This is a genomic window from Streptomyces sp. LUP47B (genome assembly GCF_001746295.1).
In the GTDB taxonomy this organism is placed as follows: domain Bacteria; phylum Actinomycetota; class Actinomycetes; order Streptomycetales; family Streptomycetaceae; genus Streptomyces.
In genome coordinates this window covers 1-21,002 of record NZ_MJAH01000020.1, presented here as the reverse complement: position 1 = coordinate 21,002, position 21,002 = coordinate 1, and the positions used below count along the sequence as shown (strand labels likewise).

Sequence of the window (21,002 nt, the reverse complement as noted above, 5' to 3'; positions counted from 1 at the left end):
CGGTCAGCGGTCCCGTCGAAGCTGCGGGCATGACGAACAAGACGCACGACCTCAGTCACCTCACCGTCCTGATCTCCGGAGCCAGCGTCGCCGGGCCGGCGCTCGCGCTGAACCTCATGCGCTACGGCGCCCGGGTCACCGTCGTCGAGAAGGCGCCGGAGCTGCGCGGCGGCGGCTTCGCCGTCGACTTCCGCGGTCATGTGCACCGCAGGGTGCTCACCGAGATGGGCATCTGGGACGAGATCCACGTCCGTCAGACCCACATGGGCCGCCAGATCGTCGTCGACGCGGACGGCGCCCCGAAGGTGGACCTGCCGTCGGACATGATGAGCGGCGACGTGGAGATCTTCCGCGGCGAACTCGCGCACATCATGTACGAGCGCACCCGGGACCGCGTCGAGTACGTGTTCGGCGACTCGGTCGCCACGCTCACCGACTCGGCCGACGGTGTCGACGTCACCTTCGAGAAGGGCCCGGCGCGCCGCTTCGACCTGGTGATCGGCGCGGACGGCCTCCACTCGCGCACCCGGTCCCTCGTCTTCGGCGACGAGTCCCGCCATCTGCGCTTCCTCGACCACTACGTGGCCGGCTTCGAGGTCCCCAACCACCTGGGCCTGGACCGCACCGGCCGGGTGTACAGCGAGCCGGGCCGGGCGATCGCACTCGGCAACTACGACGGCGATCCGGACCGCGCGGGCGCGCTGCTGGTCTTCCGCTCCGAGCGGCTGTCGTACGACCGCCGGGACCCGGCCGCGCACAAGCGGATCCTCGCCGAGCGGTTCGCGGGGATGGGCTGGGAGGGGCCGAACGTCCTGAAAGCCCTCGAGGCGGCCGACGACGTCTATTTCGACGCGATCGCCCAGATCCACGTCGACCGGCTCACCCAGGGGCGCGTGGCACTTCTCGGGGACGCGGGGTACGGGGCCACGATGGGCGGGATGGGGACCGGGGTGGCGATCGTCGGCGCGTACGTCCTCGCCGGTGAGCTCGCCCTGGCGGGCGGCGACCACCGTGCGGCGTTCGCCGCCTACGAGGCCCGGATCGCGGGCTTCGCCAAGGGCTGCCAGAAGACCTCGGGCAACGCGGGCCCGTTCTTCGCGCCGGCCACCGAGCGGCGGATCCGCAGCCGGGACCGGATGTACCGGCTGCTCGCCTCCCGTCCCCTCGCGGCCTTCTTCAAGCGGCTCACCGAGAAGTCGGCGACCAACATCAAGCTGCCGGAGTACCCCGGCGCGTGAGTGCCCAGGCGTGGTCCACGGGGCCGATCCCGCCGCCGAGCGCGAACCCGGCGGCGATCGCCCCGGTGACGTACTCCTTGGCGGCCGCCACCGCCTCCGGCACGGACTGTCCCTTGGCGAGCTGCGAGGCGATCGCGGAGGCCAGGGTGCAGCCCGTGCCGTGCGTGTGCCGGTTGTCGTGGCGGGGCGCGCGCAGCCAGTGCTCCGCACGGCCGTCGGTGAGCAGGTCGACGGCGTCGCCGGTCAGATGGCCGCCCTTGATGAGCACCCACGTCGGTCCGTACGACAGGACCGCCTCGGCGGCCTCTCGCATCCGGGACTCCGAGTCGACCCGGACGCCGGTGAGTTGCGCCACCTCGTCGAGGTTCGGGGTGGCGACGGTGGCGACCGGGAGCAGCTTCGTGCGGACGGACTCCAGGGCGGAGGAGGCCAGCAGCGAGTCGCCGTGCTTGGAGACGCCGACCGGGTCGACCACGGCCGGGGCGTCGGTGGCCGCGAGCAACTCGGCCACCGCCTCGACGAGTTCGGCCGAGGCGAGCATCCCGGTCTTCACGGCCCGGACGCCGATGTCGTCCACGACACTGCGGTACTGGGCCCGCACCGCCTCGACGGGCAGCTCCCAGGCGCCCTGTACGCCCAGGGAGTTCTGCGCGGTGACGGCCGTGACGACACTCATGCCGTGCACGCCGAGCGCGAGCATGGTCTTCAGGTCGGCCTGGATTCCGGCGCCGCCGCCGGAGTCGGAGCCGGCCACCGTGAGCACCAGGGGCTTCACGACTCGATGTCCCCGCCGAAGTGGTCCCAGCCGCCCTTGCTCGTCCAGGGCGCCCCGTCGACCGTCACCTGGGGCAGCGCCGAGGGGTTGAGGACCTCGCCGATCACCTTCCAGCGGGCCGGGAGCTTCACGTCCGGTGAGAAGGTCGCCACGATCGCGTGGTCCTCTCCCCCGCTCAGCACCCACTGCATGGGGTCGACACCGACGGCCTGTCCGATGTCGTTCATCTGGGAGGGGATGTCGATCGCGCCGGAACGGATGTCGATGCGGACCTTGCTGGCCTCGGCGATGTGTCCGAGGTCGGCGATCAGCCCGTCGCTCACGTCGCACATCGCGGTCGCGCCGAGCGCCGCGGCGGCCGGGCCCGCGTGGTACGGCGGCTCGGGGCGCCGGTGCGCCTCCACGAACGCGCGGGGCGAGCGGAAGCCGCGGGAGAGCACCGCGTACCCGGCCGCGGACCAGCCCAGCCAGCCGGTCACCGCGACGAGGTCGCCGGGCTGGGCGCCGGCCCGGGTCACCGGCTCCTGGCCCCGCAGATCGCCGAGGGCGGTGATGGAGACCATGATCGTGTCTCCCCGTACGACGTCCCCGCCGACCACCGACGCGCCCGCGACCTGGCACTCGTCACGCAGGCCGTCCATGAGCTCCGAGGGCCAGGTGACGGGGAGTTCGGCGGGCACGACCAGGCCGAGCAGCAGGGCGGTCGGCACCGCGCCCATGGCGGCGATGTCCGCGAGGTTCTGCGCGGCCGCCTTGCGGCCGACGTCGTAGGCCGTGGACCAGTCGCGGCGGAAGTGCCGGCCCTCCAGAAGGATGTCGGTGCTCGCCACGACCCTGCGGTCGGGCGCGGCGACCACCGCGGCGTCGTCGCCGGGACCCACCCGGACCGCCGGGGTGGTGGTGAGACGGGAGGTGAGCTCCCTGATGAGCCCGAACTCGCCGAGCTCACCAACAGTGCCCTTCATGGCCCTTACGCCCCTTCTGTGCCGTGCCGTGCCCGGTCGCGCGTCATCAGTGTCCTCGATACGGTCGAGGGGACCGTGAACTTCTGCAGTGTCCGCACCCCGGCGCGGGCGTCCACGCCTCCGCGGGTCTCCCCGCGACGAGCGGCGACGCGATACCGTGGCGTTCCTTTTCCCCACATGATCCTCGTGGCCGCCCTGGAGGTTCCGTGGTACAGGCGTACATCCTGATCCAGACGGATGTCGGCAAAGCGTCGACCGTCGCCGAGACGATCAGCAAGATTCCTGGAGTCATCCAGGCCGAGGACGTGACAGGACCGTATGACGTGATCGTCCGTGCCCAAGCCGACACCGTGGACGACCTGGGCCGCTTGGTGGTCGCCAAGGTCCAGCAGGTGGATGGCATCACCCGCACCCTGACCTGCCCGGTCGTCCATCTGTAGCCCCCGTCTACCCTTGGCCGGTGAACTTCTTCCGTCACCGGCCTCTCCGTCTGCCCACGCTCGCCCTGCTGATCGCGGTCGCGGGCTGCTCCTCCGCAGACGACAGCGCGTCGGCGGCGGTTCCCAGTCCGGGTACGAAGGCCACCAAGCTGTGCGCGAACCTGGACAAGGCGCTGCCGCCAAAGCTGGACGGGCTGAGTCGTGAGGATCCCGAGCCCGCGTCCACACTGACGGCGGGCTGGGGAAGCCCGGCGATCATACTGCGCTGCGGTGTCGTGCAGCCGCCCAAGATGGTCGACCCCAAGGTGGCCGAGGGCAGCGACCCGGACGCGGTCGCGGGCGGTGTGAACGGCGTCGACTGGCTGATGGAGAAGGAGGACGACGGCGCGTATCGCTTCACCACAGCCAATCGCAGCGCGTACGTCGAGGTCACGGTACCGAAGGGGCGGGACAGCACCGGGGCGCTGGTCGACCTCGCTCCGGCCGTGAAGAAGGCGATCCCCGAGGGGATCGCCGACTAGCTGACGACCGGCTAACGAAGCCCCGTCGGCCTGCGCAGTGCCGCCTCGATCAGCCTGTCCACCAGCTCCGGGTAGCTGATCCCGCTCTTCTCCCACATCTGCGGGTACATCGAGATCGGTGTGAAGCCCGGGAGCGTGTTGATCTCGTTGATCACGAACTCGCCGTCCTCGGTGAGGAAGAAGTCCGCGCGGACCAGACCCTCGCAGGAGGCCGCGTCGAAGGCGTCGACCGCGAGCTTCTGGACCTCGGCCGTCTCCTCGGGCGTGAGCGGCGCCGGCACGATCCCCGGGGTCGAGTCGATGTACTTCGCCTCGAAGTCGTAGTACGCGTGCTCCTGCGGCGGGGGGATCTCGGCCGGGACCGACGCGCGCGGGCCGTCCTCGAACTCCAGGACACCGCACTCGATCTCGCGGCCGCGCAGCGCCGCCTCCACGAGGATCTTCGGGTCGTGGCTCTGCGCCTCGGCGATCGCCTCGTCAAGGCCGGACAGGTCGTCGACCTTGGTGATGCCGATCGACGAACCCGCGCGCGCGGGCTTCACGAACAGCGGCCAGCCGTGCTCGCCCGCGAAGTCGACGATCTTCTTGCGGGCCGCGGACTCGTCCCGCTCCCACTCGCGCGGCCTGATCACCACGTACGGGCCGACCTTGAGCCCGAAGGAGGTGAACACCCGCTTCATGTACTCCTTGTCCTGGCCGACGGCCGAGGCGAGCACACCCGCGCCGACGTACGGGACACCGGAGAGCTCCAGGAGGCCCTGGAGGGTGCCGTCCTCGCCGTAGGGGCCGTGCAGGACGGGGAAGACGACGTCGACCTCGCCGAGGGCCTTGGGCACCGATCCCGGCTCGCTGTAGACGACTTCACGGTTCGCGGGGTCGACGGGGAGCACCACGCCGCCCTCGCTCGACTCGGCGAGTTCCTCGACGCTCGGCGTACGGCGCTCGGTGATCGCCATGCGTTCCGGTTCGTCGGCGGTGAGCGCCCAACGGCCGTCCCGGGTGATGCCGATCGGCAGGACGTCGTACTTGGTCCGGTCGATGGCCCGCAGTACGGCGCCGGCGGTGACCACGGAGATCCCGTGTTCGGAGCTGCGCCCGCCGAACACGACGGCCACGCGCGGCTTGCGAGGCGGCTGCTGAGGGCTCTGGGGGAGGTTCTCGGTGCTCATATCGCGTTGAGAGTACCCGTTGGTAGTGCCCCGATACAGCGTGCGCCCCCGCGGCGAACGAGGCAAAAAGCGAGGTGGTAGCTCAGCGTCGTTCGGGTTTCGCGCTGCGCGACATCAGCTCCTTGACGGCGACCACCGGGGCCTTGCCCTCGTGCACGATGCCGACGACGGTCTCGGTGATCGGCATGTCGACGCCGTGCCTGCGGGCCAGGTCCAGCACGGACTCGCAGGACTTGACGCCCTCCGCGGTCTGCTTGGTGACCGCGATGGTCTCCTGCAGGGTCATGCCCTTGCCGAGGTTGGTGCCGAAGGTGTGGTTGCGCGACAGCGGCGAGGAGCAGGTCGCCACCAGGTCGCCGAGACCGGCGAGTCCGGAGAACGTCAGCGGGTCGGCGCCCATGGCGAGTCCGAGCCGGGTCGTCTCCGCGAGACCGCGCGTGATGAGCGAACCCTTGGCGTTGTCACCGAGGCCCATGCCGTCCGCGATACCGACGGCGAGGCCGATGACGTTCTTCACGGCGCCGCCGAGTTCGCAGCCCACCACGTCGGTGTTGGTGTACGGACGGAAGTACGGCGTGTGGCAGGAGGACTGGAGCCGCCGGGCGACCGCCTCGTCGGTGCAGGCGACCACGGCGGCGGCCGGCATCCGGGCGGCGATCTCCCGCGCGAGGTTGGGCCCGGTGACCACGGCGATGCGGTCGGCCCCGACCTTCGCGACGTCCTCGATCACCTCGCTCATCCGCATCGCGGAGCCGAGTTCGACGCCCTTCATGAGGGAGACGAGAACCGTGTCGGGCGCGAGCAGGGGGGTCCAGTCGGCGAGGTTGGCGCGCAGGGTCTGCGAGGGGATCGCGAGGACGGTCAACTCCGCGTCGCGCGCGGCCTCCGCGGCGTCCGCCGTCGCCCGGAGGTTCTCCGGGAGTTCGACGCCGGGAAGGTAGTCCGGGTTCGTCCGCGTGGAGTTGACGGCTGCCGCGAGTTCGGGACGCCGCGCCCACAGGGTGACCTCGCACCCCGCGTCGGCGAGCACCATGCCGAACGCGGTGCCCCATGAACCGGTACCGAAGACGGCCGCCTTGACGGGCTTGCTCACTTGCTCTTCTCCCCCTCGTGGCCGTTCTGCGCCTGGGTCCGGCGCCGCTGCTCGATCCGCTCGCGGCGCGGGTCGTAGGCCGTCTCGGGTGCCTTCACACCGCGGATCTGCTCCAGCTGGGCGGTGACGGCGGCCATGATGACCTCGGTGGCCTCCTTGAGGAGGTCCGGGGTCATCTCCTTGCCGTAGAACGGCGACAGGTCCACGGGCGGGCCCGCCAGGACGTGCGAGGTCTTGCGCGGCAGCACATGGAGCTTCTTGGCGTACGGCGGCAGCAGTTCGTTGGCGCCCCACTGCGCGACGGGGATCACCGGGCACTTGGTCTGCAGGGCCACCCGCGCGGCACCGGTCTTGCCGACCATGGGCCACTGGTCGGGGTCCCGGGTGATGGTGCCCTCGGGGTAGAACGCGACGCATTCGCCGCGGTCCACGGCGTCGATGGCGGCCCTGAAGGCGCTGAGCGCGTCCGTGGTCTCGCGGTAGACGGGAATCTGGCCCGTGCCGCGCATCATGGCGCCGATGAATCCCTTGTTGAAAAGACCGCTCTTCGCGAGGAATCGCGGAACACGTCCGGTGTTGTACTGGAAGTGCGCGTACGCGAAGGGATCGATGTGCGAATTGTGGTTGACCGCGGTGATAAATCCGCCGTCGGCCGGAATATGCTCCATTCCACGCCAGTCCCGCTTGATCAGAACCACGAGCGGCGGTTTGGCGATCACCGCTGCCAAGCGGTACCAGAAGCCGATTCTGCGGCGGGGCACGCGGACACCTTCCTCTAGGGCCTGGGGGGCCGCACAAGTGTCGCCCCAGGCCGCCGGTCTGTCGAGAACACCGTACGCCCCGCCACCGACACCACCGGATGGGCCGCGTGACGACTGAGTGACAATGGCCGCCACCAGAGAAGGACGGAACACGCGTGCAGTGGACGTTGGTCATCCCGCTGAAGCCCTTGGCGCGGGCCAAGAGCAGGCTCTCGGACACCGCGGACGACAGGGTGCGCCCGGGGCTGGCCCTCGCCTTCGCCCAGGACACCGTGGCGGCCGCGCTGGCCTGCCCCGCGGTCGGTGATGTGGCGGTAGTCACGGATGACGCCCTGGCGGGCCGCGAGCTGGCGGCGCTGGGCGCCCGGATCGTCCCCGACGAGCCACGGGGCGGCCTGAACGCGGCCCTGTCGCACGCGGCGGCCGTCGTACGGTCCACCCGTCCCGAATGCGCGCTCGCGGCCCTGAACGCCGATCTTCCGGCGCTACGGCCCCTGGAATTGGCCCGGGTCCTCGATGCCGCCGCGGAATTCCCGCGCGCTTTTCTCGCGGACGCCGCGACAATCGGCACCACTCTGCTGGCGGCCCGGGAAGGCGCGGAATTGCGCCCCGCCTTCGGCCCGGATTCCCGCGCACGACATCGCGCCTCGGGAGCGACGGAACTCCCGCTCACCGGGGTGGATTCCGTACGACAGGACGTGGACACCGGCGAGGACCTGCGGGCCGCGCTCGCCCTCGGGGTGGGCCCTCGGACGGCCGCCGCCGCGGCGCGGTTGCTGATTCCCGGGCAGTAGGCTGCGGCCATGCAGGCGACCGCGTACACGTACGACCCCGAAAGCCGCAGCGGGCAGGTGATTCTCGACGACGGCACCCCCGTCCCCTTCGACACACCGGCGTTCGACGCGGGCGGTCTGAGGCTGCTGCGTCCCGGACAGCGCGTGCGCATCGAGATGGACGGGGACAAGGTCACCCTGGTGACCCTCCAGACCTTCTGAACACCCTGTGCACACGCCGCGGGCCGGACTCCGATGCGGAGTCCGGCCCGGCGCGTGAGTGCCCTGTGCCCTTACCTCTTGCGGGCCGTGGCCTTCTTGGCGGTGGTGGTGCGGGCCGCCGACTTCTTGGCCGGGGCCTTCTTGGCGGTCGCCTTCTTCGCGGGGGCCTTCTTGGCCGTCGCCTTCTTGGCGGTGGTCTTGCCGGCGGCGGTGGTCTTGGCGGTCGCCGCGCTCTTGGCGGGCGCCTTCTTCGCCGGGGTCTTCTTCGCGGTGGCCGTCGTCTTCTTGGCCGTCGTCTTCCTCGCGGTGGTCTTCTTGGCCGCGGCGGTCTTGGCGGTGGCCTTCTTCGCGGCCGCCTTCTTGACCGTGGCCGAAGCCCCGCCGGTCAGGCTGCCCTTGGGCGCCTTCTTGACCGCGACGTCGTTCTTCGGGAGCTTCTTCGTGCCGCTCACCAGGTCCTTGAAGCCCTGGCCCGCGCGGAAGCGCGGAACGGAGGTCTTCTTGACCCGAACCCGCTCGCCCGTCTGGGGGTTACGGGCGTAACGGGCCGGCCGGTCGACCTTCTCGAACGAACCGAAGCCGGTGACCGAGACCCGGTCGCCCGCGACCGTAGCGCGGACGATGGCGTCCAGGACCGCGTCGACCGCGTCGGCGGCCTGCTGGCGGCCGCCGACCTTGTCGGCAATCGCTTCTACGAGCTGCGCCTTGTTCACGTCTTCCCCTTCGGAGACATTGCCAGAACGAAAGTGTTCAAGCTTTTTCGCACGTTAGGCAGATATATACCGCAAATCAAACACGAAACGGGCTTATCACCCTTGTGCCGCAACGAACTCGGCTGCTCTGGACTTGTTCAGCGTTCCTCTTCGGGGATTCGACCCGCGTCGAGGTCGGCCATGAACCCCTCCAGACGCCTTGTCGCTTCGACGACGTCGTGCTTGGCCGCGGCCGTAATGACCAGCAGCTTCCGGGTCAGCGCCATCCGTACGCCCTCCGGGACTTGCAGTGCGCGCACCCTTGCGTGCGCTTCCTTGAGTTGGTCCGCGACTGCCGCATAGAGCTCGAGTTGGCCGTCGTGTTCCATGCACAGATTGTGCCATCTGGGGCGAGTTGTCGCCTGCTAGGGGTGCAACTGCCGCCTCAAACGGCCTTCCGGGCACATCCGGAAGCCGCGGCTACAAGGGACGCGTACCCCGACAACACCCGCCGTAACGTGGGAAGTTGAACGGGCGTGTCGCATCGCGCGAGGCCGTCGGGGCGCAGACACGGCCGTACCCCCGATCGGGCTGATCGGGGGTACGGCGGGGGTGTTGAGGTGGCCGAAACTCGACTTGTTCAGTTGCTCCGAAGGAGGGTCCGGGTGTTCCGGCCGCCCTCGGGGTCAGCTCTGGAGCGTCCTCGGCTTGTACGAGGGCCGCTTGGCCTCGTAGGCGGCGATGTCGGCCTCGTTCTGGAGGGTGATGGAGATGTCGTCCAGGCCGTTCAGCAGCCGCCAGCGGGAGTTCTCGTCCAGCTCGAAGCTCGCCGTGATGCCCTCGGCGCGCACCTCGCGGGCCTGGAGGTCGACGGTGATCTCGGCCTCGGGGTCCTTCTCCGTGAGGTCCTGGAGCGCGTCCACGATCTTCTGCTCCAGAACCACTGTGAGCAGGCCGTTCTTGAGCGAGTTGCCGCGGAAGATGTCGGCGAAGCGGGAGGAGATCACGGTCTTGAAGCCGTAGTTCTGCAGCGCCCACACCGCGTGCTCACGGGAGGAACCGGTACCGAAGTCGGGGCCGGCGACCAGGACCGTGGCGCCCTTGCGCTCGGGCTGGTTGAGGATGAACTTCTCGTCCTTGCGCCAGGCCTCGAACAGTCCGTCCTCGAACCCGTCCCGCGTCACCTTCTTGAGCCAGTGAGCAGGGATGATCTGGTCGGTGTCGACGTTGGAACGGCGCAGCGGGACGGCCCGGCCGGTGTGCGTGGTGAATGCTTCCATGACTCTCAGACTCCAGCGGCGACAGGGGCGTCGGACAGATCGGCGGGCGAGGCCAGGTGGCCCAGCACCGCGGTCGCGGCCGCGACCTGCGGCGACACCAGGTGCGTACGACCGCCCTTGCCCTGCCGGCCCTCGAAGTTGCGGTTGGAGGTGGACGCGGAGCGCTCACCGGGGGCCAGCTGGTCCGGGTTCATGCCCAGACACATCGAGCAGCCCGCGTGCCGCCATTCGGCGCCGGCCTCCTTGAAGACGACGTCCAGACCCTCGGAGACGGCCTGCAGGCCCACGCGCGCGGAGCCGGGAACGACCAGCATCCGTACGCCGTCGGCGACTTTGCGGCCCTTGACGAGCTCGGCGGCGGCGCGCAGGTCCTCGATCCGGCCGTTGGTGCACGAACCTACGAAGACGGTGTCCACCTTGATGGAGCGCAGCGGCTGCCCGGCCTCCAACCCCATGTATTCCAGGGCCTTTTCGGCGGCGAGGCGCTCCGAAGCGTCTTCGTACGAAGCGGGATCGGGGACGTCCGCCGAAAGCGGCGCACCCTGGCCGGGGTTGGTGCCCCAGGTGACGAACGGCGCCAGCTCGTCGGCCTTGATGACGACCTCGGCGTCGAACTCGGCGTCCTCGTCCGTCTTCAGGGTCTTCCAGTACGCGACGGCCGCGTCCCAGTCCTCGCCCTTGGGCGCGTGCGGGCGGCCCTCGAGATAGTCGAAGGTGGTCTGGTCGGGGGCGATCATGCCCGCGCGGGCGCCGGCCTCGATCGACATGTTGCAGATGGTCATGCGGGCTTCCATCGAGAGCTTCTCGATGGCGGAGCCGCGGTACTCCAGGACGTAACCCTGGCCGCCACCGGTGCCGATCCTGGCGATGATCGCCAGGATCAGGTCCTTGGCGGTGACGCCGTCGGGCAGTTCGCCGTCGACCGTGATGGCCATGGTCTTCGGGCGGACCAGCGGCAGCGTCTGGGTGGCCAGGACGTGCTCGACCTGGGAGGTGCCGATACCGAACGCCAGGCCGCCGAAGGCACCGTGCGTGGAGGTGTGGGAGTCGCCGCAGACCACGGTCATGCCGGGCTGGGTCAGTCCGAGCTGCGGACCCACGACGTGCACGACGCCCTGCTCGACGTCGCCCAGCGGGTGCAGGCGCACACCGAAGTCGGCGCAGTTCTTGCGCAGCGTCTCCAGCTGGATCCGGGAGACCGGGTCCGCGATGGGCTTGTCGATGTCGAGGGTCGGGGTGTTGTGGTCCTCGGTGGCGATGGTCAGGTCGAGCCGGCGCACCTGGCGACCGGTCTTGCGCAGACCGTCGAAGGCCTGCGGGCTGGTCACCTCGTGCAGCAGGTGCAGATCGATGAAGAGGAGGTCGGGCTCGCCCTCGGCGCGCCGGACGACATGGTCGTCCCAGACCTTCTCCGCGAGTGTCCTACCCATCGCTTTCCCTCCGGCCGGCAAACGTCCACCGGCCCAACTAGAGATCTTGAGGAGACGGCACCCGGCCCCTGTTCACGGGCGCCCGTCACCAGGCCCGTACGGTCACCGGGCCGCTGTGTCTACAAGGGTTGCGCGTCTCACGAAAAAAGGAACTTGCGTTTCACAGAGTGAGACGTGAGTATCGTTTCATGGACAACAGTAGCGGCGTCGGCGTTCTGGACAAGGCAGCCCTTGTCCTGAGCGCTCTGGAGTCCGGTCCGGCCACCCTCGCGGGCTTGGTCGCGGCGACCGGACTGGCACGACCCACGGCACACCGGCTGGCCGTGGCTCTGGAACACCACCGCATGGTGGCACGCGACATGCAGGGCCGTTTCATTCTGGGCCCACGCCTCGCCGAGCTGGCCGCGGCCGCCGGCGAGGACCGTCTCCTCGCGACGGCCGGCCCGGTGCTCACGCATCTGCGCGACATCACCGGCGAGAGCGCACAGCTCTACCGCCGCCAGGGCGACATGCGCATCTGCGTCGCCGCGGCGGAGCGCCTGTCGGGACTGAGGGACACGGTCCCGGTCGGCTCGACGCTCACCATGAAGGCGGGCTCCTCGGCCCAGATCCTGATGGCGTGGGAGGAGCCGGAGCGCCTGCACCGCGGCCTCCAGGGCGCCCGCTTCACCGCCACGGCCCTGTCGGGCGTGCGACGCCGCGGCTGGGCCCAGTCCATCGGCGAACGCGAGCCGGGCGTCGCGTCGGTGTCCGCACCGGTACGCGGCCCGTCCAACCGCGTGGTGGCCGCCGTCTCGGTCTCCGGTCCCATCGAGCGCCTGACCCGCCACCCGGGTCGCATGCACGCCCAGGCGGTCATCGACGCCGCCGCCCGCCTCTCCGAGGCACTGCGCCGCACGGGCTGAGGAGGACTCCTTCGGAACGAGACCGGCCTCAACGCCGCGGCAGGTCTCGGACCGACGGGAAGTTGCCCCACCCAGGGGGCGCGGGGAACCGCGCGATCAGCCCCCCACGGGCCCGCACCTGACCCCCTCCGAAGCCCCGACGGCGCAGCATCCGCCACCACACAGGCGGTCGCCGCCCGTCCGACCCGCCGTCGCTCGGCGTGCAGTTCCCCGCGCCCCTCAGGGAGTCACGCTCCCGGACTTGTGGGCGAACCGCTCCTTGGCAGACCGCCCCCTGCGCTCAACCGGCACCTGACCATGCGCCGCCGCGAGTCCGAACGCCGGCATGTCCGCGTAGATCGACTCGTAGGACCCCTCCGGCACCACATACGTCTCATGCCACAGCCCCACGTGCTGCCGTGCCTTCCCCGCCTTCTCCTTGCGGTTGATGATCGCCCACGCCCGGTGGTGGAACATCTCCGGCGAGTGCGCGTAGGCGTACAGCTTCTCCTTCGACTCCCAGTACTGGACGACGTAGTACGTCCGCGGTGAGGCCGTCAGCAGCACATGCGAGAGCAGTCCCCGCTCCGGAGCCTTCTGCAGTTCCCGCAGCATCCGCGGCATGGCCAGGAAGACCGGGACCCAGTGGTGCACGGCCCAGAAGTGGTTGATGCGCATCCCGATCAGCAGGACCACGACGTCCTTCTCCGCGGACGCGGTGGTGCGGCCTGCGGCGACCTTCTTCCCGACCATGGGACCCCCTCGTTGGCGAGCAGCACTATCCGAGTGCGGCATGTTTGGATAGTGCCGGTATCCGAGAGGGGGTGCAAGAGATGCGGCTGGCCGAACTCAGCGAGCACAGCGGTGTGTCCACCGCGACGATCAAGTACTACCTGCGCGAAGGGCTGTTGCCACCGGGACGCCAGATCAACGCCACGACGGCCGAGTACGACGAGGAGCATCTGCGGCGGCTTCGGCTGGTGCGCGCGATGATCCAGGTGGGCCGGGTACCGGTGGCGAAGGTGCGCGAGGTGCTCGGGCACGTGGACGACGACTCCCTGGGCCGCTCGATCCGGCTCGGCGCGGCGCTGTGGGCACTGCCACAGGTGCCCGAGCCGGACGAGGACGACGAGTACGTCCGGGCCGCGCACCAGGAGGTCGCCGCGCTCCTGGACCGGCTCGGCTGGGAGAACGCCAAGCAGCTCACGACCATCTCCCCCGCTTACCGCTCACTGGTGGTGGCGGTGGCCGCGTTCCGCCGGCTCGGCTACGAGTGGGGGGCCGAACAGCTCGCGCCGTACGCGGAGTTGATGCACCGGACAGCCGTCCTCGATCTGGACAACCTGGAGACGCACCCGTCGGAGGCGGAGCGGGTCGAGTTCGCGATCCTGGGCGCGATCCTCAACGAGCCGCTGCTGCAGTCGCTGCACCGGCTGGCCCAGGAGGAGGAGTCGACGCGGCGCTACGGCTTCGCATGAGCCCCGGACACGGCGAAGGCCCTCCACCGAAGTGAAGGGCCTTCCTCTACGTACCCCCGACCGGATTCGAACCGGCGCTACCGCCTTGAGAGGGCGGCGTGCTAGGCCGCTACACAACGGGGGCGTGGAGCCTGCGTTTCCGCAGGTCCGAGCTGGTCTACCTGGACTCGAACCAAGAATGACGGTACCAGAAACCGTAGTGTTGCCAATTACACCATAGACCAAGGTGATTTAGAGTAAATCGTACCCCCGACCGGATTCGAACCGGCGCTACCGCCTTGAGAGGGCGGCGTGCTAGGCCGCTACACAACGGGGGCCCCAGCGATCCCGAGTTGATCGAGATCAGTACCCCCGACCGGATTCGAACCGGCGCTACTGCCTTGAGAGGGCAGCGTGCTAGGCCGCTACACAACGGGGGCTTCGCGGAATCGATCTCCGCTTTTTGCAGATGAGCTCTGCGAGCTGGCCTACCTGGACTCGAACCAAGACTAACTGAACCAGAATCAGTCGTGCTGCCAATTACACCATAGGCCACTGGAACGCAAGCCCCTACGGGGATCTTGTTCTAGTTCTGCTCCTCCGGATCCCGGCCTTTCGGCCCGCTCCCCGGCGGCGCAGGAAGAACATTACCTGAAGGTGGACGGGGCTCCAAAACGGGTATCCGCGCCGAGGATGGCGGGCAGTTCGGCGAGCGAGGCGATGCGCCGCGGTCCGGCGGGGGTGGGGAGATGGGCGTGCACGGCGCCGTCGCGGTCGATCCAGACCGACAGCAGTCCGGCCTCGGCGGCGCCCCGACCGTCGATCTCCGGGTGGTCGCCGACGTACGCCACCTGGTGCGGGGCCAGTTCCAGGGCGTCGCAGGCCGCGAGGAAGGCTCCGGCCTCGGGCTTGGAGACGCCCAGTTCGGCCGCGCACAGGATGACCTCGAAGCGGTCGTGCACGCCGAGCACGCGCAGCTTGTGGTCCTGGACGTGGATGCTGGAGTTGGACAGCACCGCGTGCCGGTGGCTGGCGGCGAGGGCGTCCAGGGCGGGCAGCACGTCGGGGAAGAGGGCCCAGGCGGTCTCGTAGTGCGCGATGTACCGCTGGAACCAGGCGTCCGCCTCTGTGTCGGTCAGCTCCTCGCCCAGGAACACCCGCACCCGGTCGCGCCGCTGACCCTGGAAGTCGACCTCCCCCGCCGAGAACCGCGCCCACTGGGTGTCGGTCACCGCCCGCCACCGCACGATGGCCTGCTCGACGTTCTCGTACGTCTCGAGCAGCCCCTCGGCCGTCAGATGCAGACGCATTCCGATGCGGTCGGCTCCCGTGTAGTCGAACAGGGTGTCGTCCACGTCCCAGACCACGGCCCGAATGCTCATGATCCGACGGTAACCCGGGGTTTGGGGCCGCGTCCGGCGATTGCGGCCCCTCCGGACTCGGGCGGGCGGCGCGGCGTGCACTGGCACACTGGGCTCATGACCGAGTACCGCGTCCAGTTCACCGTCGAGGCCCGCACCACGTATGACGCCTTGCCCGCTGAGCGCCGAGCCCACCTGGACAGGGCCGTGCGGATACTGGCCCGTGACCCGTTCCGGAAGACGTCGACCGCGCCACTGGGGCCGGACGACAATCTGCGCAAGGCCTATGTGGCCCCTGGCCTGATGCTGGAATACGTGGTGGCCGGCGCGATCATGGTCGTTGTCGTCGTCTGGATCTTCGACGAAAGCCAGTACCTGATTGACGAAGCCGACGCTCAGTGACCATGTGTGAGGGGCGGCACCCGGAGTTCCAGGTGCCGCCCCTCACACGTGCGTCGGCTACGCCGTCAGCTTCGCCAGCGCCGCGTCGATGCGGGCCAGCGTCTTCTCCTTGCCCAGGATCTCCAGGGACTCGAAGAGGGGCAGGCCGACCGTACGGCCGGTGACGGCCACGCGGACCGGGGCCTGGGCCTTGCCGAGCTTGAGGCCGTGGGTCTCGCCGGCGGCCAGCACGGCCTCCTTGAGGGACTCCGGCGAGGTCCAGTCCGCGGACTCCAGGTTCTCGCGGGCCGTGCGCAGCAGGGCGTCCGAGCCCTCCTTCATCGCCTTGTTCCACGAGGGCTCGTCGAAGACCGGCTCCGGCAGGAACAGGAAGTCGACGTTGTCGGTGATCTCGGAGAGGACCTTGAGGCGGGTCTGGGCGTGCGGGGCGATCGCCTGCCACTTCGACTCGTCGAAGTCCTCCGGGGACCAGGGGGCGAAGGGGGCCTTGAGCCACGGGGCGCAGCGCTCCGTGAAGTCCTTCACGTCCAGGAGACGGATGTGGTCGGCGTTGATCGCCTCGCACTTCTTCAGGTCGAAGCGCGCCGGGTTGGGGTTCACGTCCGCGATGTCGAAGGCCGCGATCAGCTCGTCGGTGGTGAAGATGTCCTTGTCCGCCGAGAGCGACCAGCCCAGCAGGGACAGGTAGTTGAGCAGGCCCTCGGGCAGGAAGCCGCGCTCCCGGTAGAGGTTGAGCGAGGCCTGCGGGTCACGCTTGGAGAGCTTCTTGTTGCCCTCGCCCATCACGTACGGCAGGTGCCCGAAGGCCGGCACGGACTTCGCCACGCCCAGCTCGATCAGCGCCTTGTACAGGGCGACCTGGCGTGGGGTGGAGGACAGCAGGTCCTCGCCGCGCAGGACGTGCGTGATCTCCATCAGCGCGTCGTCGACCGGGTTCACGAGCGTGTAGAGGGGCGCCCCGTTGGCTCGTACGATCCCGTAGTCCGGCACGTTCTCCGGGGTGAACGTCAGCTCGCCGCGGACCAGGTCCGTGAAGGTGATCGTCTCGTCGGGCATACGGAAGCGGACGATGGGCGTACGGCCCTCGGCGACGTACGTGGCGACCTGCTCCTCGGTCAGGTCGCGGCAGTGGCCGTCGTAGCCCGAGGGCCTGCCGGCGGCGCGAGCGGCCTCGCGGCGGGTGTCCAGCTCCTGCTGGGAGCAGTAGCAGTAGTACGCGTGACCGGCGTCCAGGAGCTTGGCGGCGACGTCCTTGTAGAGGTCCATGCGCTGCGACTGCCGGTACGGCGCGTGCGGGCCGCCGACCTCGGGGCCCTCGTCCCAGTCGAAGCCCAGCCAGCGCATCGAGTCGAGCAGCTGGTTGTACGACTCCTCGGAGTCGCGGGCCGCGTCGGTGTCCTCGATGCGGAAGACGAGCGTGCCCTGGTGGTGCCGGGCGAACGCCCAGTTGAACAGGGCGGTGCGGACCAGGCCCACGTGGGGGTTACCGGTGGGCGAGGGGCAGAAACGTACGCGGACGGGTGCGCTAGCCACGCTTGACAACCTTGTTGGTGAGAGTGCCGATGCCTTCGATGGTGACGGCGACCTCGTCGCCGACGGTGAGCGGCCCGACGCCTGCCGGGGTGCCCGTGAGGATCACGTCGCCGGGGAGCAGCGTCATGGCCTCGGAGATGTTGACGATCAGATCCTCGATTCCGTGGATCATCTCGCTGGTGCGGCCGAGCTGGCGTTGTTCGCCGTTGACGGTGAGCTGGATCGTCAGGTCGGAGGCCGTCTCCAGGTCCAGGTCCGTCTCCACCCAGGGGCCGAGCGGGCAGGAGGTGTCGAAGCCCTTGGCCCGCGCCCACTGCTTCTCGCGCTTCTGGACGTCACGGGCGGTGATGTCGTTCGCGCAGGTGTAGCCGAAGATCACGTCCTTGACGCGCTCGCGCGGCACCTCGCGGCACATCCGGCCGATGACGACGGCGAGTTCGGCCTCGTGATGGACGTCCGCCGAGAAGGAGGGGTACTGGATCTCGTCGCCGGGGCCGATCACCGAGGTGGAGGGCTTGAAGAAGGCGAAGGGGACGTCCGGGACCTCGTTGCCCAGTTCCTTCGCGTGGTCGGCGTAGTTGCGGCCGTACGCCACGACCTTGTTGGGCAGCACCGGCGGCAGCAGACGCACCTTGTTGACCGGGACCTTCGTACCGGAGAGCTCGAAGTCCGCGAACGGGATGCCCTTGATGATGTCGAGGACGAGCTCGTCCGGCCTGTCGCCCTCGACCGCGCCGAAGGCGACGTTCCCGTCGATGGAGAATCTGGCGATGCGCACGGGATCTGGGCGCCCCTCTACTCGGCCGACTGGAGTCTGACGCTCCAGGCTAACGCGGGGAGGGGACGGCACCGCGCGTATCACCGCGGTGCCGTGGCCGTCGTACGGTTGTGATCTACTCGGCGGCGGCGGAGACCGGGATCTCCATCAGGACCGTCCGCCGGGGGTTGGCGGTCTGGGCCGGGAGGGCGAGGGAGTGCTCCGGCTGCTCCGGGATCTGCAGTGCGTCGGCGTCCTCGAGGTGCGCCAGCGTCGTGCGCCGCGGGTTGGCAATGTTGCGGAACATCATCGTCGTCTTCACGGTTGTACTCGACCTCGACAGTGGTGGTTTGGGCAGATGGGGCCTTCTTGTAAAGCGCCAGGCTAAACATGCCATTCCCCTCCCAAGCCGCGAAGACCTCATGATCGGCGTGTGAGTTTGCTCACTGACCTGTGGGCAAATCGGACAATTCCGAGCCTTAACTCACCCCAACGAAACGGACATTGACCCCCTGAAGCCCTCATTCCGCTCCTGATCATGGCGACTGGGACACCCACCCCCGCGGGTGGACTCGCGGATTTATGTCCGTTATCTACGAGAACGCTTCCCACACCCGGTGACACGACCCTCACGTGGTGTCACGTAGGTCACGGTCTGACCCTCGGACCTTGTTGGAGATCCGGCACTGTGCTGGAATTCCACGGACCGCCGCGGGATCGAACCGGCGCACAGGGGGCGCAGAGAAGCGCCGAGCGGCGGTGAGAAGGGGGAGCAGCGCCGGTCACTCAGACCACCCGGGGTGCGTATTCAGGGCGCTCCCCACAACGCCGACACCGTGCTCCGCCGTCCTGCGGAGGAGCGCCTGGTCCAGAGGTTGCGACGCTAGTGCAGGGACGTTTCAAGAGGGATGGCAGCGCTTCGGCCGAGCCGGAGCAGCACGGCGGGACTGGCCCCAATGTCGGCAGTTCCTCCCCCCAGCACGCCCAGAACCCGGGCCCGGCCGTCGACGGCGGCTCCGGCCCCGGGCGTCTCGGCACGTCGGCGTCCTCGGGCCCGGCGGCCGCGGCCAAGCCGCCGGTCAAGCCCCCGAAGGGCGCGAACGGCCCGGGGTCGCGCGTAGCCCTGCGCAACTGGCGCATCTCCACGCGCCTGGTGTCGCTGCTCGCGCTTCCCGTGGTGGCGGCCACGTCGCTGGGCGCGCTGCGCATCAACGACTCCATGGACGACATCCAGCAGCTCGACAACATGAAGCTGCTGACGGAGATGACGAAGCAGGCCACCGAGCTGGCCGCGGCCCTCCAGGAGGAGCGCGACCAGTCGGCCGGTCCGCTGGCGCACGACTCCACGGCGAGCAACATCACGGTCAAGGGCTACCGGGACAAGACGGACCGGGCCGCGACCAACTTCATCAACGCCGCCGAGGACATCGACACGGCCGGCAAGGACGGCAACCTCCAGGGCGTCCGCGACAGCCTCGTCGGCCTCGTCCGCGACCTGGACACGCTGAGCAAGATCCGCAGCGACGCCTACGAGACCAAGGGCAACGCGACGCAGACGGTGGAGTCCTACCACCGCCTGATCACCCACCTGCTCGGCCTCTCGCAGGACATGGCGCAGGCGACCAGCAACCCGGAGATGATCCAGAGCACGCGTGCCCTGGCGGCCTTCTCCTCCGCCAAGGAGTACGCGTCCAGCCAGCGCGCGATCCTCGCGGCGGCGCTGCCCGCGTCCAACAAGACACTGGGCAGCCTCTCCGAGACCGACCGGCTGTACGGCCAGGGTGCGCTCGACAGTGAGGCGTCCGACCTCAACACCTTCCGGAGCATCTACGGCGACAACGACGCCGAGGAGCTCCTGCAGCCCATCGAGGACGGCAACTCCAACATCGAGGCCGCCGAGCAGTACGCCGGCCGTGCCTTCGGCCGCCAGGGCGGCCTCGCCGACCTGGACAAGCGCTCCTACAAGGACTGGGTCGACGACAGCTCGACCAAGATCCAGCAGATGGGCAACATCGAGCACACGCTGCTCGAGGACATGGAGCAGAAGGCCCGCGAGCTGCGCAGCGCCACCGAGCGCGACGCGATCATCGCCGGTGCCCTGATCCTTCTCGTGCTCGGTGTCTCGCTGGTCGGCGCCTTCGTCGTGGCCCGGTCCATGATCCGCTCGCTGCGCCGCCTCCAGGAGACCGCCACCAAGGTCGCCCAGGACCGGCTGCCCGAGCTGGTCAAGCAGCTGTCCGAGTCCGACCCGCAGGACGTCGACACGTCCGTGGAGTCGGTCGGTGTGCACTCCCGGGACGAGATCGGCCGAGTGGCCGCGGCCTTCGACGACGTGCACCGCGAGGCGGTCCGCCTCGCCGCCGAGCAGGCCCTGCTGCGGGGCAACGTCAACGCGATGTTCACCAACCTCTCGCGCCGCTCCCAGGGCCTCATCCAGCGTCAGCTCTCGCTCATCTCCGAACTGGAGTCCCGCGAGGCCGACCCGGACCAGCTGTCCTCGCTGTTCAAGCTCGACCACCTCGCGACCCGCATGCGCCGTAACGGTGAGAACCTCCTCGTCCTCGCGGGCGAGGAGCCCGGCCGCCGCTGGACCCGTCCGGTCCCGCTGGTCGACGTGCTCCGCGCCGCCGCGTCCGAGGTGGAGCAGTACGAGCGCATCGAGCTGGCCTCCGTGCCGACCACCGAAGTGGCCGGCCGCGTGGTCAACGACCTCGTTCACCTGCTCGCCGAGCTGCTGGAGAACGCGACCTCGTTCTCCTCGCCGCAGACCAAGGTCAAGGTCACCGGTCACGCACTGCCCGACGGCCGCGTCCTGATCGAGATCCACGACACCGGCATCGGCCTCTCCCCCGAGGACCTCGCCGCGATCAACGAGCGGCTCGCCTCGCCGCCCACCGTGGACGTCTCCGTCTCCCGCCGCATGGGTCTGTTCGTGGTCGGCCGGCTGTCGCAGCGCCACGGCATCCGCATCCAGCTGCGCCCGTCCGACTCCGGTGGTACGACCGCGCTGGTCATGCTGCCCGTGGATGTCGCCCAGGGCGGCAAGAAGCCGCAGCCCAAGCCCGGCCAGAGCGCGCCCGGTACCCCCGCGGCCGCTCAGGCCGCCGCCGGTGTGGCCGCGGCCCGTCGTGGCGGCGGCAACGGCCAGGGCGGTGCCCTCGGCGGTGCCCTCGGCGGTGCGCCCGCGGCCCGTCGTGGCGGCGGCAACGGCCAGGGCGGTGCCCTCGGCGGTGCCCTCGGCGGTGCGCC

General features: G+C 69.6%; 23 protein-coding genes and 5 tRNA genes. 9 read left to right on the top strand and 19 right to left on the bottom strand.

The genetic code is table 11. The annotated features are described in order from the left end of the window. The first annotated feature begins 29 nt into the window (after positions 1 to 29). Positions 30 to 1,238, top strand: a complete 1,209-nt coding sequence (locus BFN33_RS41425; RefSeq protein ID WP_069765391.1) for an FAD-dependent monooxygenase — start codon at positions 30 to 32, stop codon at positions 1,236 to 1,238. Here the strand turns inward: BFN33_RS41425 and thiD are convergent. Further along, positions 1,210 to 2,013 (bottom strand): bifunctional hydroxymethylpyrimidine kinase/phosphomethylpyrimidine kinase, encoded by an 804-nt coding sequence (gene thiD / locus BFN33_RS41420; RefSeq protein ID WP_069765390.1) that lies wholly within the window; start codon positions 2,011 to 2,013, stop codon positions 1,210 to 1,212. The genes BFN33_RS41425 and thiD overlap by 29 nt on opposite strands. Then, positions 2,010 to 2,978: a thiamine-phosphate kinase gene (locus tag BFN33_RS41415; RefSeq protein WP_069765389.1), complete on the bottom strand. Its 969-nt coding sequence runs from the start codon at positions 2,976 to 2,978 to the stop codon at positions 2,010 to 2,012. The genes thiD and BFN33_RS41415 overlap by 4 nt, the downstream gene beginning before the upstream one ends. A gap of 206 nt (positions 2,979 to 3,184) precedes the next feature. On the opposite strand from BFN33_RS41415, the gene BFN33_RS41410 reads away from it, so the two are divergent. Beyond that, the gene (locus tag BFN33_RS41410) at positions 3,185 to 3,418 is read left to right on the top strand and encodes an Lrp/AsnC family transcriptional regulator (RefSeq protein ID WP_057616476.1); all 234 of its coding nucleotides are present in this window, start codon (positions 3,185 to 3,187) and stop codon (positions 3,416 to 3,418) included. 20 nt (positions 3,419 to 3,438) lie between these two features. Next, positions 3,439 to 3,939, top strand: a complete 501-nt coding sequence (locus BFN33_RS41405; protein WP_069765388.1) for a DUF3515 domain-containing protein — start codon at positions 3,439 to 3,441, stop codon at positions 3,937 to 3,939. 11 nt (positions 3,940 to 3,950) lie between these two features. Here BFN33_RS41405 and BFN33_RS41400 read toward each other — a convergent pair whose 3' ends face one another. The 3 genes from BFN33_RS41400 to BFN33_RS41390 all read right to left on the bottom strand — a co-directional run bounded on the left by BFN33_RS41400 (position 3,951) and on the right by BFN33_RS41390 (position 6,962). After that, a complete protein-coding gene (locus BFN33_RS41400) occupies positions 3,951 to 5,108 on the bottom strand; it encodes a D-alanine--D-alanine ligase family protein (RefSeq protein WP_069765387.1) in 1,158 nt (385 codons plus the stop codon). 82 nt (positions 5,109 to 5,190) lie between these two features. Next, the gene (locus BFN33_RS41395; protein ID WP_069765386.1) at positions 5,191 to 6,201 is read right to left on the bottom strand and encodes an NAD(P)H-dependent glycerol-3-phosphate dehydrogenase; all 1,011 of its coding nucleotides are present in this window, start codon (positions 6,199 to 6,201) and stop codon (positions 5,191 to 5,193) included. Then, positions 6,198 to 6,962, bottom strand: a complete 765-nt coding sequence (locus BFN33_RS41390) for a 1-acyl-sn-glycerol-3-phosphate acyltransferase (protein WP_069765385.1) — start codon at positions 6,960 to 6,962, stop codon at positions 6,198 to 6,200. Before BFN33_RS41390 ends, BFN33_RS41395 begins: the two co-directional genes overlap by 4 nt. A gap of 155 nt (positions 6,963 to 7,117) precedes the next feature. On the opposite strand from BFN33_RS41390, the gene cofC reads away from it, so the two are divergent. Together cofC and BFN33_RS41380 are read left to right on the top strand one after the other, a co-directional pair. Then, complete coding sequence (cofC, locus tag BFN33_RS41385) at positions 7,118 to 7,756, top strand: 2-phospho-L-lactate guanylyltransferase (RefSeq protein ID WP_069765384.1); 639 nt, start codon at positions 7,118 to 7,120, stop codon at positions 7,754 to 7,756. Positions 7,757 to 7,765: 9 nt separating this feature from the next. Beyond that, on the top strand, positions 7,766 to 7,957 hold the full coding sequence (locus BFN33_RS41380) for a hypothetical protein (RefSeq protein WP_069765383.1): 192 nt from the start codon (positions 7,766 to 7,768) through the stop codon (positions 7,955 to 7,957). 71 nt (positions 7,958 to 8,028) lie between these two features. On the opposite strand, the gene BFN33_RS41375 is transcribed toward BFN33_RS41380, so the two are convergent. The 4 genes from BFN33_RS41375 to leuC form a co-directional block, all read right to left on the bottom strand. Continuing rightward, complete coding sequence (locus BFN33_RS41375; protein ID WP_069765382.1) at positions 8,029 to 8,670, bottom strand: HU family DNA-binding protein; 642 nt, start codon at positions 8,668 to 8,670, stop codon at positions 8,029 to 8,031. Positions 8,671 to 8,807: 137 nt separating this feature from the next. Continuing rightward, positions 8,808 to 9,038, bottom strand: a complete 231-nt coding sequence (locus tag BFN33_RS41370; protein ID WP_007384922.1) for a hypothetical protein — start codon at positions 9,036 to 9,038, stop codon at positions 8,808 to 8,810. Positions 9,039 to 9,335: 297 nt separating this feature from the next. After that, positions 9,336 to 9,929 (bottom strand): 3-isopropylmalate dehydratase small subunit, encoded by a 594-nt coding sequence (leuD, locus tag BFN33_RS41365; RefSeq protein ID WP_069765381.1) that lies wholly within the window; start codon positions 9,927 to 9,929, stop codon positions 9,336 to 9,338. 5 nt (positions 9,930 to 9,934) lie between these two features. Next, on the bottom strand, positions 9,935 to 11,359 hold the full coding sequence (gene leuC / locus BFN33_RS41360) for a 3-isopropylmalate dehydratase large subunit (RefSeq protein ID WP_069765380.1): 1,425 nt from the start codon (positions 11,357 to 11,359) through the stop codon (positions 9,935 to 9,937). A gap of 188 nt (positions 11,360 to 11,547) precedes the next feature. On the opposite strand from leuC, the gene ndgR reads away from it, so the two are divergent. Beyond that, complete coding sequence (ndgR, locus tag BFN33_RS41355) at positions 11,548 to 12,264, top strand: IclR family transcriptional regulator NdgR (RefSeq protein WP_007384919.1); 717 nt, start codon at positions 11,548 to 11,550, stop codon at positions 12,262 to 12,264. 219 nt (positions 12,265 to 12,483) lie between these two features. On the opposite strand, the gene BFN33_RS41350 is transcribed toward ndgR, so the two are convergent. Then, positions 12,484 to 12,996 carry a DUF4188 domain-containing protein gene (locus tag BFN33_RS41350; RefSeq protein ID WP_069765379.1) on the bottom strand — a complete coding sequence of 171 codons (513 nt, stop codon included), beginning with the start codon at positions 12,994 to 12,996 and terminating at the stop codon, positions 12,484 to 12,486. Positions 12,997 to 13,076: 80 nt separating this feature from the next. On the opposite strand from BFN33_RS41350, the gene BFN33_RS41345 reads away from it, so the two are divergent. After that, on the top strand, positions 13,077 to 13,721 hold the full coding sequence (locus BFN33_RS41345; RefSeq protein ID WP_069765378.1) for a MerR family transcriptional regulator: 645 nt from the start codon (positions 13,077 to 13,079) through the stop codon (positions 13,719 to 13,721). A 51-nt stretch (positions 13,722 to 13,772) separates the two neighbouring features. On the opposite strand, the gene BFN33_RS41340 is transcribed toward BFN33_RS41345, so the two are convergent. The 6 genes from BFN33_RS41340 to BFN33_RS41315 form a co-directional block, all read right to left on the bottom strand. Further along, a tRNA-Glu gene (locus tag BFN33_RS41340) sits at positions 13,773 to 13,845 on the bottom strand. Positions 13,846 to 13,873: 28 nt separating this feature from the next. Further along, positions 13,874 to 13,945, bottom strand: a tRNA-Gln gene (locus tag BFN33_RS41335). 20 nt (positions 13,946 to 13,965) lie between these two features. Beyond that, positions 13,966 to 14,038, bottom strand: a tRNA-Glu gene (locus BFN33_RS41330). A gap of 29 nt (positions 14,039 to 14,067) precedes the next feature. Next, positions 14,068 to 14,140 (bottom strand) — tRNA-Glu (locus tag BFN33_RS41325). Between the two features lie 43 nt (positions 14,141 to 14,183). Beyond that, positions 14,184 to 14,255: transfer RNA gene (locus tag BFN33_RS41320), tRNA-Gln, on the bottom strand. Between the two features lie 92 nt (positions 14,256 to 14,347). After that, the gene (locus BFN33_RS41315; RefSeq protein WP_069765377.1) at positions 14,348 to 15,082 is read right to left on the bottom strand and encodes an HAD family hydrolase; all 735 of its coding nucleotides are present in this window, start codon (positions 15,080 to 15,082) and stop codon (positions 14,348 to 14,350) included. A 96-nt stretch (positions 15,083 to 15,178) separates the two neighbouring features. Here BFN33_RS41315 and BFN33_RS41310 point away from each other — a divergent pair, with 96 nt between their 5' ends. Continuing rightward, a complete protein-coding gene (locus tag BFN33_RS41310; RefSeq protein ID WP_069765376.1) occupies positions 15,179 to 15,463 on the top strand; it encodes a hypothetical protein in 285 nt (94 codons plus the stop codon). A 57-nt stretch (positions 15,464 to 15,520) separates the two neighbouring features. On the opposite strand, the gene gltX is transcribed toward BFN33_RS41310, so the two are convergent. From gltX to BFN33_RS41295, 3 genes are all read right to left on the bottom strand, one after another. Further along, complete coding sequence (gene gltX, locus BFN33_RS41305) at positions 15,521 to 17,005, bottom strand: glutamate--tRNA ligase (protein WP_079141303.1); 1,485 nt, start codon at positions 17,003 to 17,005, stop codon at positions 15,521 to 15,523. Continuing rightward, on the bottom strand, positions 16,989 to 17,774 hold the full coding sequence (locus BFN33_RS41300; protein WP_069765374.1) for a fumarylacetoacetate hydrolase family protein: 786 nt from the start codon (positions 17,772 to 17,774) through the stop codon (positions 16,989 to 16,991). The genes gltX and BFN33_RS41300 overlap by 17 nt, the downstream gene beginning before the upstream one ends. Positions 17,775 to 17,889: 115 nt before the next feature. Continuing rightward, the gene (locus tag BFN33_RS41295; RefSeq protein WP_069765373.1) at positions 17,890 to 18,075 is read right to left on the bottom strand and encodes a hypothetical protein; all 186 of its coding nucleotides are present in this window, start codon (positions 18,073 to 18,075) and stop codon (positions 17,890 to 17,892) included. Between the two features lie 564 nt (positions 18,076 to 18,639). Between BFN33_RS41295 and BFN33_RS41290 the strand changes: the two genes are divergently transcribed. Next, a partial coding sequence (locus BFN33_RS41290; RefSeq protein WP_256123019.1) for a nitrate- and nitrite sensing domain-containing protein occupies positions 18,640 to 21,002 on the top strand: 2,363 nt, incomplete at its 3' end.

Excerpts from the sequence above, each read along its gene's own strand:
- BFN33_RS41425 (WP_069765391.1), top strand. The coding sequence starts at position 30 with ATGACGAACAAGACGCACGACCTCAGTCACCTCACCGTCCTGATCTCC.
- BFN33_RS41415 (WP_069765389.1), bottom strand. The coding sequence starts at position 2,978 with ATGAAGGGCACTGTTGGTGAGCTCGGCGAGTTCGGGCTCATCAGGGAG.
- BFN33_RS41400 (WP_069765387.1), bottom strand. The coding sequence starts at position 5,108 with ATGAGCACCGAGAACCTCCCCCAGAGCCCTCAGCAGCCGCCTCGCAAG.
- BFN33_RS41380 (WP_069765383.1), top strand. The coding sequence starts at position 7,766 with ATGCAGGCGACCGCGTACACGTACGACCCCGAAAGCCGCAGCGGGCAG.
- BFN33_RS41370 (WP_007384922.1), bottom strand. The coding sequence starts at position 9,038 with ATGGAACACGACGGCCAACTCGAGCTCTATGCGGCAGTCGCGGACCAA.
- leuD (WP_069765381.1), bottom strand. The coding sequence starts at position 9,929 with ATGGAAGCATTCACCACGCACACCGGCCGGGCCGTCCCGCTGCGCCGT.
- leuC (WP_069765380.1), bottom strand. The coding sequence starts at position 11,359 with ATGGGTAGGACACTCGCGGAGAAGGTCTGGGACGACCATGTCGTCCGG.
- ndgR (WP_007384919.1), top strand. The coding sequence starts at position 11,548 with ATGGACAACAGTAGCGGCGTCGGCGTTCTGGACAAGGCAGCCCTTGTC.
- BFN33_RS41350 (WP_069765379.1), bottom strand. The coding sequence starts at position 12,996 with ATGGTCGGGAAGAAGGTCGCCGCAGGCCGCACCACCGCGTCCGCGGAG.
- BFN33_RS41345 (WP_069765378.1), top strand. The coding sequence starts at position 13,077 with ATGCGGCTGGCCGAACTCAGCGAGCACAGCGGTGTGTCCACCGCGACG.
- BFN33_RS41315 (WP_069765377.1), bottom strand. The coding sequence starts at position 15,082 with ATGAGCATTCGGGCCGTGGTCTGGGACGTGGACGACACCCTGTTCGAC.
- BFN33_RS41310 (WP_069765376.1), top strand. The coding sequence starts at position 15,179 with ATGACCGAGTACCGCGTCCAGTTCACCGTCGAGGCCCGCACCACGTAT.